Source organism: Nonomuraea sp. PA05, from assembly GCF_008086045.1.
GTDB classification, from domain to species: Bacteria; Actinomycetota; Actinomycetes; order Streptosporangiales; family Streptosporangiaceae; genus Nonomuraea; species Nonomuraea monospora.
Map to the genome: position 1 here is coordinate 29207 of NZ_VSEY01000003.1, position 10588 is coordinate 39794.

Annotated in this window: 12 protein-coding genes; 11 read left to right on the forward strand and 1 reads right to left on the reverse strand. The window is 69.9% G+C overall.

What is annotated here, in order from left to right:
* The first annotated feature begins 85 nt into the window (after positions 1-85).
* The 8 genes from FXF51_RS05260 to rfbD all read left to right on the forward strand — a co-directional run bounded on the left by FXF51_RS05260 (position 86) and on the right by rfbD (position 7296).
* Positions 86-463, forward strand: a complete 378-nt coding sequence (locus FXF51_RS05260; RefSeq protein ID WP_148433117.1) for a hypothetical protein — start codon at positions 86-88, stop codon at positions 461-463.
* A 40-nt stretch (positions 464-503) separates the two neighbouring features.
* A complete protein-coding gene (locus tag FXF51_RS05265) occupies positions 504-1478 on the forward strand; it encodes a DMT family transporter (RefSeq protein ID WP_148433118.1) in 975 nt (324 codons plus the stop codon).
* Positions 1475-2119: a GntR family transcriptional regulator gene (locus FXF51_RS05270; RefSeq protein ID WP_148433119.1), complete on the forward strand. Its 645-nt coding sequence runs from the start codon at positions 1475-1477 to the stop codon at positions 2117-2119. Before FXF51_RS05265 ends, FXF51_RS05270 begins: the two co-directional genes overlap by 4 nt.
* A gap of 232 nt (positions 2120-2351) precedes the next feature.
* Entirely contained in the window at positions 2352-2702 is a 351-nt protein-coding gene (locus FXF51_RS05275; RefSeq protein ID WP_148433120.1) for a hypothetical protein, read from the forward strand.
* A 269-nt stretch (positions 2703-2971) separates the two neighbouring features.
* Complete coding sequence (locus FXF51_RS05280; RefSeq protein ID WP_148433121.1) at positions 2972-4426, forward strand: sugar transferase; 1455 nt, start codon at positions 2972-2974, stop codon at positions 4424-4426.
* Positions 4427-4428: 2 nt separating this feature from the next.
* Positions 4429-5496 (forward strand): glucose-1-phosphate thymidylyltransferase, encoded by a 1068-nt coding sequence (locus FXF51_RS05285; RefSeq protein ID WP_148433122.1) that lies wholly within the window; start codon positions 4429-4431, stop codon positions 5494-5496.
* The gene (gene rfbB / locus FXF51_RS05290) at positions 5493-6419 is read left to right on the forward strand and encodes a dTDP-glucose 4,6-dehydratase (RefSeq protein WP_148433123.1); all 927 of its coding nucleotides are present in this window, start codon (positions 5493-5495) and stop codon (positions 6417-6419) included. Before FXF51_RS05285 ends, rfbB begins: the two co-directional genes overlap by 4 nt.
* Before the next feature lie 25 nt (positions 6420-6444).
* Positions 6445-7296, forward strand: a complete 852-nt coding sequence (rfbD, locus tag FXF51_RS05295) for a dTDP-4-dehydrorhamnose reductase (RefSeq protein ID WP_148433124.1) — start codon at positions 6445-6447, stop codon at positions 7294-7296.
* A 23-nt stretch (positions 7297-7319) separates the two neighbouring features.
* On the opposite strand, the gene FXF51_RS05300 is transcribed toward rfbD, so the two are convergent.
* Complete coding sequence (locus FXF51_RS05300; protein ID WP_148433125.1) at positions 7320-7901, reverse strand: dTDP-4-dehydrorhamnose 3,5-epimerase family protein; 582 nt, start codon at positions 7899-7901, stop codon at positions 7320-7322.
* A 59-nt stretch (positions 7902-7960) separates the two neighbouring features.
* Here FXF51_RS05300 and FXF51_RS05305 point away from each other — a divergent pair, with 59 nt between their 5' ends.
* The 3 genes from FXF51_RS05305 to FXF51_RS05315 are packed head-to-tail and all read left to right on the forward strand — an operon-like array spanning position 7961 to position 10583.
* Positions 7961-9163 (forward strand): class I SAM-dependent methyltransferase, encoded by a 1203-nt coding sequence (locus tag FXF51_RS05305; protein WP_148433511.1) that lies wholly within the window; start codon positions 7961-7963, stop codon positions 9161-9163.
* On the forward strand, positions 9160-9936 hold the full coding sequence (locus tag FXF51_RS05310) for a sugar phosphate nucleotidyltransferase (RefSeq protein WP_148433126.1): 777 nt from the start codon (positions 9160-9162) through the stop codon (positions 9934-9936). The genes FXF51_RS05305 and FXF51_RS05310 overlap by 4 nt, the downstream gene beginning before the upstream one ends.
* Entirely contained in the window at positions 9933-10583 is a 651-nt protein-coding gene (locus FXF51_RS05315; protein WP_262379301.1) for a PIG-L deacetylase family protein, read from the forward strand. Before FXF51_RS05310 ends, FXF51_RS05315 begins: the two co-directional genes overlap by 4 nt.
* The last annotated feature ends 5 nt before the right edge of the window (positions 10584-10588 follow it).

Genomic DNA, 10588 nt, shown 5'->3' on the forward strand with positions numbered 1-10588 from the left:
AAGGGCGGGGGTGCGGGGTCGGGTGGCTGATCGGGAGGGCCGGTCACCTGGCGTTCCACGCGTACGCTGAACTACCCTGTGGCGGGTGGACAGCGAGAGTCTGGCCGCGGTCGGGCTGTTGGAGGCTCTGAGCCGGGCCTCGGAGATTCTCGCCGAGTTACGCCATCCGTTCCTGAGAAGCGAGCACTTCTCCTATTTCTTTCCCCCAGCGGGTGCCCGCGTCGGCATCACGTTCGTGCTGCCCGACGGCCGGGAGGTCAGGTTCGAGGTCTCCATCGCCGCGTCCGGAAGGGCCTTCCATGTGGAGGGCGGGATTCAGGCGGAGGAGGAGGCGCTGCTGGAGCTGCCTCGTAAGAGCGTGCCCGGTATCGAGGCGGGGCTGGCGGCGTTCGAGGACTACGTGGGGGAGGTGGCGGCGCCGGCGCAGCGGTTGATCGAGCAGCTGCTGGAAGAAATTGTCTGACAACTAGACGAGCACTGTCTGGTTGTCTGACAATGGGTCCATGAGGAATGGACCCCTTGCCGTCGTGGCCGCTTCCGTGCTCTGGGGCACCGCAGGCACGGCCGGGTTGCTGGTGTCGGCCGATTCCGTGGCGCTGGCCGCGGCCCGCCTGGTGATCGGCGGCGCGGCGCTGGCGCTGGTGGCCGGGGCCGGGTTGAAGAGCGCCGTCAAGCCCGGGTTGTTGCTGGGCGCGGTGGCGGTGGCGGCGTACCAGCTCTGCTTCTTCGCGGCCGTCAGTCGCACGGGCGTGGCCGTCGGCACGGTGGTCGCGATCGGGAGCGGGCCGGTGTTCACCGGGCTGCTGTCCTGGGTGCTGCATGGGCGCAGGCCGACGAGGCGGTGGAGCGCGGCCACCGCGGCGGCCATCTTCGGGTGTGCGGCGCTGATTGTGGGCGGCGGGGCGGAGGCGGGCGCGGGGGCGGGTGCACAGGCGGGCACGGAGGCGGGTGTACAGGCGGGCGCGCAGATGGTGGTCGGGGTCGGGCTGGCGCTGCTGGGCGGGCTGCTGTACGCCTTCTACGCCGTCATGGCGGCCCGGGCGATCGGTCAGGGCGGTCAGTCGAACGCGGTGATGGGTGTGATGTTCGGCGGCGCTGCGCTGATCATGGTGCCGGTGCTGGCCGTCAGCGGGGTCGGCTGGATCGGCGAGCCGCGGGCCCTGCTCGCCGTGCTCTACCTGGGGCTCGGCACCACGGCTCTGTCCTACTTCCTGTACGGCCGGGGCCTGCGCACCACGCCCGTGGCCACGGCCGCCACGCTGTCGCTGGCCGAGCCGGCCGTTGCCGCGCTGCTCGGGCTGGTGGTGCTGGGTGAGCGGCTGGCGCCGGTGTCGATCGCCGGGCTGGTGCTGCTGGGGCTGAGCCTGGTGGCGGTGGCCGTACCTGAGAGGCGGCAAGGGCGGGAGCGCACGCCGGAACGGGGGCGGACGGTAGAAGAGGGGCGTACGCTGGAAAGGGAGCTAGAGTCGCAGCCGTGACGTTGCCCCTCAGACCCGTCTCCACCGTCGGTGCGCTCGCCGACGCCCTGCGCAGCAGGGTGCTGTCCGGTGAGATCGCGCCCGGCACCGCCCTGCCCGAGCAGGAGATCGCGGCGTCGTACGGCGTGGCCAGGCCGACCGTGCGGGAGGCGCTGGCGAGCCTGGTCCACGAAGGGCTGCTCAGACGTGAGCGGAACCGCAGTGCTTATGTCCCGGAAGTAACGCTTTCGGACCTTGAGGATCTCATGTACGTCCGCCGCCCCCTGGAGGACCTCATGGCGCGGGCCGTGACGGGCCGGAGGGTGCCGGGGGCGGAGGCGGCGCTGCACCGGATGGCCGCGTTGCCGGGGGAGGTGCCGTGGTCGGAGACCGTGGCCGAGCACATGGCGCTGCACCAGGCGCTCATCGAGGCCGTCGGCAGCCCGCGGCTGGAGCGGCTGTACGGGGTGCTGGCGGCGGAGACACGGCTGGGGCTGGTGCGGTTGCGTGAGGTGTACAAGGACAGGGACGTGCTGGTCGCCGAGCATCGCGAGTTGCTCGACGCCATCGCGAACGGGCCGGAGGAGGCCGCGCGGGCGGCGGTCGCGGCGCATCTGAGCCACTCATGGGGCGGCGACTCGTCGGAGCATCGGCACCCTTGAGCCGCTCCTGGGGTGGTGACAAGCGCCTTTGGGCCGCTCGCGGAGCGGCGACAAGCGCCTTTGAGCCGCTCGCGGGGGCGGTGACAAGCGCCTTCGGGCCGCTCGCAGGGTGGTGGCTCGCCCGCATATCGGCGCCTTGGGGCCGGTCGCAGGGCAGTGGCTCGCCAGTACATCGGCACCTTTGAGTGCGAACCCTTGCGGGACCGGCCCGTAACTCGCAAGAATCGCGGCCATGCACGGCAATCCGATGCCGGACTCCTACGTGTATGTCACGGAAGAGGGCGTCACTCGTCACTATGCGGACGGTAGCGTCGAGGCCCTCGCCTGGGAGGACGTGGTGGAGGTCCGTGTCGTCACGGAATCCGGGGAAGACGTCCTCTATATCCTGCTCGACCGCGACGGCGAGGGCTGTGTCGTGCCGCGTTCGGCAACGGATGCCACGTTTCTCGCCCGCCTGCGTTATCTGCCGGATTTCGACCTTGACCGGCTGACGCTGGCGGCTGACTCCGCGCACGACGGCGTCGTGGTGGTGTGGCGCAGTCCAGACCCCCCTTCCGCGCTGCCGGACCTTGAGTACGACTAAGCGCTTCACCATTCGGCAACCTGCCGAAATATCGCAGTAAACCTCACATTTCCTTCGTCAACTGCTGCCACTTGTGGACCGTTCCGTCAAGCCCCCGGAGGGTCTGACAATCGTCCGATTGTGGACATTTGCCGGTATTCCTCATGCCGGAATGGATCTTTACTCTTTAGTGGGGGCCGCCGCCCTTGATTGTGCGTGGGACTTGTCAACCTACGTGGTTCAAGGAACGTCCAGTTATCGCGGTGCACAGAGTTGTCAGGGTGGTAGCTATGAGGGTGGGGACTGGGGAGTCCGCTGTCGTGCTCCTCGAGGCCGTACCGCGCCGCGCGTCGAGCATCTGGACGCGTGCGTACTTACGGCTCCTGTTATCCGGAGACACGGTGTGCGCGCTGCTCGCATGCGTATGCGTGTTGGGCATCCGGCTGATCGCCGGCGCGTACATTCCGCTGGCCGAGTTCCTGCTGGGATTCGGCCTCGTCATCGCCTGGCCCATCGCGCTGTGGATGGGGGGCGCGTACCGCCAGCGCGCCAACGGCGAGGGAACGGAGGAGTTCAAGGCCGTGCTCAACGGTGGCATAGGACTGATGGCAGCCGTCGCCATCATGGCCTACGCCACGCAGACCGTCATCGCGCGCAGTTTCGTGATGGCGATGCTGCCGCTGGCTCTGCTGGCGGCGCTCTACTTCCGCTATCGCATGCGAAAACGACTGCACCGGCGCAGAGCGGTGGGCGACTACATGCGCCAGGTGATCGCCGTCGGGCACCGGGAGTCGATCCTCGACCTCGTGATGCAGTTCAGGCGCCAGCCGTACCACGGAATGCGGGTGGTGGGAGCCTGCCTTCCCGGCAACGCCATGGACGTCGACCTCGACGGCATCCCGGTGCTCGGCTCGTTCGGCGACGTGGCCATGGTGGTCGAGCGCGAGCGGGCGGACGCGGTGGCCGTGCTGGCCTGTCCCGAGCTGGACGGCGCGGCGCTGCGCCGGCTGGCGTGGAGCCTGGAGACCGCGCGCACCGACCTGTTCGTGGCGCCCGCGCTCCTGGACGTGGCGGGGCCGCGCATCAGCATCAGGCCGGTCGCGGGCATGCCGCTGCTGCACGTGGAGCACCCCGAGTTCGACGGCATGCGGCAGTTCGTGAAGACCGTCTTCGACCGCCTGGTGGCCGGGCTCGCGCTGCTGGGGCTGGCGCTGCCGCTGCTGGGCATCGCGCTGCTGATCCGGCTGAGCAGCCGGGGGCCGGCGTTCTTCTACCAGACCAGGGTCGGCAAAGGCGGCGGTGAGTTCCGTCTGGTGAAATTCCGAACCATGGTGGTCGGTGCCGAACGGCTCAAGGGCGCGCTGCTCGAATCGAACGAGTTCGACGGAGTGCTCTTCAAGATTAGGAACGATCCAAGGATCACCAGGGTAGGCGCTTTCCTGCGGAAATACTCGCTCGACGAGCTCCCCCAGCTGCTGAATGTCCTGCGCGGCGAGATGTCCCTCGTCGGCCCGCGCCCGCCGCTGCCGGAGGAGGTCGCCGAGTACGGCACCGACGTCCGGCGCCGCCTGGTGGTCAAACCGGGCATGACCGGCCTGTGGCAGGTCAGCGGGCGCTCCGACCTGACGTGGGAGGAGTCCGTACGCCTGGACCTGCGGTACGTGGAGAACTGGTCGCTCATCCTCGACCTGCAGATCCTGTGGAAGACCTGGTCCGTCGTCACCCGTGGAGAAGGGGCGTACTAGCGGTGAAGGCACTCGTGCTCGCCGGAGGGTCGGGCACCCGATTGCGTCCCATCACGCACACCTCGGCCAAGCAACTGGTCCCCGTCGCCAACAAGCCGGTGCTGTTCTACGGCCTGGAGGCCATCGCACAGGCGGGGATCCAGGAGCTCGGCCTGGTGGTGGGGGACACGCACGCGGAGATCGAGGCGGCAGTGGGCGACGGCTCGGCATTCGGGTTGCAGGTGACGTACCTGCGCCAGCGAGCGCCGCTCGGGCTGGCCCACGGCGTGCTGATCGCCCGCGACTACCTGGCCGAAGACGACTTCGTCATGTACCTGGGCGACAACTTCGTCGTGGGCGGCATCAACGGCCTGGTCGACCGGTTCGCCAGGGAACGACCGGCCGCCCAGATCATGCTGACCAGGGTCGGCGACCCGCGCCAGTTCGGCGTGGCCGAGCTGGACGCGGGGGGCCGCGTGATCGGCCTGGAGGAGAAACCCGAGCGGCCCAAGAGCGACCTGGCGCTGGTCGGGGTCTACCTGTTCAGCCCGGCCATCCACGCGGCGGTCGCGGAGCTGAAACCGTCGTGGCGGGGCGAGCTGGAGATCACCGACGCGATCCAGTGGCTGATCGAGTCGGGGCAGCGCGTCGAGTCCTCGGTGATCTCCGGCTACTGGAAGGACACCGGCAACGTCACCGACATGCTGGAGGTCAACCGGCTCGTGCTGGAGTCGGTCGAGCCCAGGACCGACGGGCGGGTGGACGCGGCCAGCGAGCTGATCGGCCGGGTCGCGATCGAGCCCGGCGCGGTCGTCGAACGCTCGCGCGTGGTCGGCCCGGCGATCATCGGCGCCGGCGCCCGCATCCAGGACAGCTACGTCGGCCCGTACACCTCCATCGGCGCCTCCTGCGCCGTCACCGGCAGCGAGATCGAGTACTCGATCGTGCTGCCCCGGGCCTCCATCGCCGGAGTGGGCCGCATCGAATCGTCGCTCATCGGCCACGACGTCGAGGTCACCTCGGCACCCAACACGCCCAAAGCCCACCGTCTCGTGCTGGGCGATCACAGCAAGGTACAGATCAGTTCATGACAAGAATCCTGGTGACGGGTGGTGCGGGATTCATCGGCTCCCACTTCGTCCGGAACCTCCATGACGGGTACGTGACCGTCCTCGACAAGCTGACCTACGCCGGCGACCGCGCCAACCTGGACGGGACACGGCACGAGTTCGTGCACGGGGACATCTGCGACGCCGAGCTGCTCGCGCGGGTCGTCCCCGGTCACGACCTGGTGGTCAACTTCGCCGCCGAGTCCCACGTGGACCGGTCGATCGCGGGCGCCGCCGAGTTCATGCGCAGCAACGCGCTGGGCACCCAGACGCTGCTGCAGGCGTGCCTGGACGCCGGGGTGCCGAAGGTGGTGCAGGTCTCGACCGACGAGGTGTACGGCTCGATCGACATCGGCTCGTGGGACGAGTCGGCGCCGGTGCGGCCGCGCTCGCCGTACGCGGCGTCGAAGGCGAGCGGCGACCTGATCGCCCGCGCCTACGCGATCACGTACGGGCTGAACGTGTCGATCACCCGCTGCGGCAACAACTACGGGCCCCGCCAGTACCCCGAGAAGCTCATCCCGCTGTTCGTCACCAACCTGCTGCGCGGCAGGAAGGTGCCGCTCTACGGGGACGGCGGCAACGTGCGCGACTGGATCCACGTCGAGGACCACTGCGCGGGCATCCGCCTGGTCGCCGAGAAGGGCGAGCCGGGGGAGATCTACCACATCGCGGGCACGGCCGAGCTGACCAACAAGGAGCTCACCACGCGCCTGCTCGAAGCCTGCGGCAGGGACTGGGACAGCGTCGTGTACGTGGCCGACCGCAAGGGCCACGACCGCAGGTACTCGCTGGACGACTCGAAGCTGCGGGCGCTCGGCTACCGGCCGGAGGTGCCGTTCGAGCAGGGGCTCAAGGACACCGTCCGCTGGTACGCCGCGCATCGTGACTGGTGGAGTCGTTGATCGCGCACTTAGGCCGGGAGGCCGCATGAGGTGGCTCATCACGGGGGCGGGCGGCATGCTGGCCGCCGACGTCCTCGACAGGACCGCGCTGACGGGCGAGCCGGTGCTCGCGCTCGGCCGGGCCGAGCTGGACGTGTGCGACAGGCGGGCGGTGCACGACTTCGTCGCCGCCTACCGGCCCAGGGCCGTGCTGAACTGCGCGGCCTGGACCGCCGTGGACGACGCCGAGGCGCACGAGGCCGAGGCGCTGGCGGTCAACGGGCACGCGGCGCGCTGGCTGGCGGAGGCGTGCGACCGCGTGGGCGCGCGGCTGGTGCACGTCTCCACCGACTACGTCTTCGACGGGGCGGCGGGCCCGCCCCACACCGAGGACGCGCCGACCGGGCCGGTGAACGCCTACGGGCGGACCAAGCTGGCGGGCGAGCTGGCGGTGCTGGAGCACGGCCACTACGTGGTGCGCACCGCCTGGCTGTACGGCGCGCACGGCGCGAACTTCGCCACCACCATGATCAGGCTGGCGGGTGAGCGGCCCACGCTCGACGTGGTGGACGACCAGCACGGCCAGCCCACCTGGAGCGCCGACCTGGCCGACTACCTCGTCCGGCTGGCGCAGTCGGACCTGCCGCCGGGGGTCTACCACGGCACGAGCGCGGGTGAGACGACCTGGTGCGGGTTCGCCAGGGAGATCTTCGCGCTGCTCGGCCAGGACCCGGAGCGGGTGCGGCCGGTGCCGACCTCGGCCTTCCCGCGCCCGGCCCGGCGGCCGGTCAACAGCGTGCTGGCGCACACCCGGTGGGAGCCGATCCGGCACTGGCGCACGGCGCTGCACGCGGCCTGGCCCGTCCTGGCGAGGAGCCGTCAATGCAGCGTCGCGTGAAGCGCCGTCCTGGCGAGGAGCCGTCAGCGCCGCGTCTCGTAGAACTCCTGGCACCTCCGGTAGTCGGGCAGCAATCCAGCCCTCAGCGCCTCGTCCAGGGTGGGCGCCTTGGCGTCCTTCTCCGACAGCAGGGGCTCGATCCCGGCCGGCCAGCCGATCCCGAGCGCCGGATCGAGCGGATGCACCCCGTGCTCGCGAGCCGGCGTGTACGGCTCGGAGCACAGGTACATCACGGTGGCGTGCTCGCTGAGCGCCATGAACCCGTGCCCGAGCCCCTCGGCGACCAGCACGGCGCTCCTGGTCACGTCGTCCAGGACCACGCTCTGCGACCGGCCGAAGGTGGGCGAGCCGGTGCGCAGGTCGACGACGACGTCCATGACGCTGCCGGACAGGCACATCACGTACTTGGCCTGCCCGGGCGGCACGTCGGCGAAGTGCACGCCGCGCAGCACGCCGCGGGCCGAGACGGAGCAGTTGACCTGCGCCAGGTCGAAGCGCCGGCCGGGCAGGTCGGCGGCGCGGAAGGCCTCGTAGAACGAGCCGCGGGGATCGGAGTGGACAGGCGGCGTGTGGCGCCAGACGCCATCGATGCCGAGGGGATCCATGGGCTGACAGTAACGAGATCACCGGCCTTCGCGAAATATCAATCTCTTGGAGCGTGCGAATGATGACTTGCCGGTTATGCGGTTCGGGCGATCTCACCGGCGTGGTGGACCTGGGGGCGACGCCGCCCTGCGAGCGGATCCTCACGGCCGGGCAGCTCGACGAACCCGAGGTGACCTATCCGCTGCACCTGCGCGTGTGCACGTCGTGCTGGCTCGCGCAGATCCCGCCGTTGATCACTCCGGAGGAGACGTTCACGGACTACGCCTACTTCTCCTCCTACTCGGCCTCCTGGGTGGAGCACGCCCGCGCGTTCGTGGCGGAGCTCGACCTGCGGCCGGAGTCGTTCGTGGTGGAGGTGGCCAGCAACGACGGCTACCTGTTGCGGCACGTGGTGGAGCGCGGGGTGCGCTGCCTGGGCATCGAGCCGTCGGTGAACGTCGGCCAGGCCGCCAGGGAGCGCGGCGTGCCCACGGTGACGGCGTTCCTGACGCCGCAGAGCGCGCAGGCGGTCGTGGCGGAGCACGGCAAGGCCGACTACGTGGTGGCCAACAACGTCTACGCGCACATCCCCGACGTCATCGGCTTCACGCAGGGGCTGCGCACGCTGGTCGCCGACCACGGGCTGGTCTCGATCGAGGTGCAGCACCTGCTCACGCTGATGCAGCTCAACCAGTACGACACGATCTACCACGAGCACTTCCAGTACTACACCGTCGCCTCCGCGCAGCGGGCGCTGGCGAGCGGCGGGCTGACGCTGGTGGACGTGGAGCTGCTGACCACGCACGGCGGCTCGATCCGGCTCTGGGCGGCGCCGTCCGGCGTCCCGTCGCAGCGGGTGTCGGACGTGCTGGCGATGGAGAAGGCGGCCGGGCTGCACGAGATCTCCGGCTACATCGACTTCACGGAGCGGGTGGCCAAGGTCCGCCGCGACCTGCTGAGCTTCCTGATCAACGCGGCCGAGGAGGGCAGCACGGTGGTCGGGTACGGGGCGCCCGGCAAGGGCAACACGCTGCTCAACCACTGTGGCGTCCGGCCCGATCTGCTGCCGTACACGGTGGATCGCAACCCGTACAAGCACGGCAAGTTCACCCCCGGCGCGCGGATCCCGATCTTCGCGCCCGAGCGCATCGCCGCCGACAAGCCGGACTACGTGCTGGTGCTGCCGTGGAACCTGCGCGACGAGCTGATCGACCAGCTCTCCTACATCCGCGACTGGGGCGGCCGGCTGGTCTTCCCCATTCCTTCCCTGGAGGTCGTGTGAAGGTCGTCCTGTTCTGCGGGGGTTACGGCACCCGCATGCGTTCGGGCGCCGCCGGCGACGCGCCGAAGCCGATGCAGCTCGTCGGCCCCAGGCCGCTGATCTGGCATGTCATGCGCTACTACGCGCACTTCGGGCACAAGGAGTTCGTGCTCTGCCTCGGCTACGGGGCCGAGCAGATCAAGGACTTCTTCCTGCGTTACGAGGAGACCGCCTCCAACGACTTCGTGCTGCGCGGCGGCGACGTCGAGCTGCTGGCCACCGACATCTCCGACTGGACGATCTCGTTCATCCACACCGGCGTCGAGTCGTCGATCGGGGAGCGGCTGCGCCGGGTGCGCGACCACCTCCAGGGTGAGGAGATGTTCCTGGCGAACTACGCGGACGTGCTCACGGACGCGCCGCTGCCGGAGATCATCGGCAGGTTCGAGAAGTCGGAGGCCGGCGGCGCGCTGATGGCCGTGCCGCCGCCGGGGACCTTCCACTGCGTCGAGATCGCCGAGGACGGCCTGGTCGGCCAGATCACCGCCGTCACCGAGATGCCGCTGTGGGTGAACGGGGGATATTTCGTCTTACGTCAGGAGATCTTCGATCACATTCCGGAGAACGGCGACCTCCTCGTGGACGGCTGCAAGGAGCTGGCCAAACGCGGGCGGCTGATGGCCTACCCCTACCGCGGCTACTGGCGGCCCACCGACACCGTCAACCAGCGCATGGACCTCGATCGGGCCTACTCCCGCGGCGACCGCCCCTGGGCTCTATGGGAGCGCGGGTGAACAGGCTCTACCCCAGCAGCCTGAGCCGCGTCGCCCTGCTCGCCGCGCACTGCGACGACCTGGCGATCGGCGCGGGCGGCGCCCTCCTGGTGATGTGCACCGCGCACCCGGGCCTCCAGGTGGACGCGCTGGTGCTGTCAGGCGGCGGGACCGTGCGCGAGGAGGAGGAGCGCAACGCGCTGGCCGCCTTCTGCCCGGGCGCGGACCTGCGGGTGACCGTGGCCAAGGTGCCCGACGGCAGGCTGCCCGCCCACTGGGACGAGGCCAAGAACGCGGTCGAGGAGCTGCGGATGCGCACCGAGCCCGACCTGATCCTGGCGCCGCAGGCCGGAGACGCGCACCAGGACCACCGGGGGCTGGCGCGGATGGTGCCCACCGCGTTCCGCGACCACCTCACGCTCGGCTACGAGATCCTCAAGTGGGACGGCGACCTCGGCCGGCCCAACGCGTACCAGCCGCTCGACCTGGCGCTGGCCGAGCGCAAGGTCTCCCTGCTCTGGGAGCACTACCCCTCCCAGCGGCACCGCCCCTGGTTCGACAGGGAGGCGTTCCTCGGGCTGGCCAGGATCCGCGGCATCGAGTGTCACGCACGCTACGCGGAGGCCTTCTACCTGCACAAACTCGCTCTAGATCTAGCTGGAGGCTGATCGAC

What these genes read in the sequence shown, in the direction of transcription:
- FXF51_RS05280 (WP_148433121.1), top strand. Translation starts at nt 2,972, where the DNA reads ATGAGGGTGGGGACTGGGGAGTCCGCTGTCGTGCTCCTCGAGGCCGTA.
- rfbD (WP_148433124.1), top strand. Translation starts at nt 6,445, where the DNA reads ATGAGGTGGCTCATCACGGGGGCGGGCGGCATGCTGGCCGCCGACGTC.
- FXF51_RS05305 (WP_148433511.1), top strand. Translation starts at nt 7,961, where the DNA reads ATGATGACTTGCCGGTTATGCGGTTCGGGCGATCTCACCGGCGTGGTG.
- FXF51_RS05275 (WP_148433120.1), top strand. Translation starts at nt 2,352, where the DNA reads ATGCACGGCAATCCGATGCCGGACTCCTACGTGTATGTCACGGAAGAG.
- FXF51_RS05300 (WP_148433125.1), bottom strand. Translation starts at nt 7,901, where the DNA reads ATGGATCCCCTCGGCATCGATGGCGTCTGGCGCCACACGCCGCCTGTC.
- rfbB (WP_148433123.1), top strand. Translation starts at nt 5,493, where the DNA reads ATGACAAGAATCCTGGTGACGGGTGGTGCGGGATTCATCGGCTCCCAC.
- FXF51_RS05265 (WP_148433118.1), top strand. Translation starts at nt 504, where the DNA reads ATGAGGAATGGACCCCTTGCCGTCGTGGCCGCTTCCGTGCTCTGGGGC.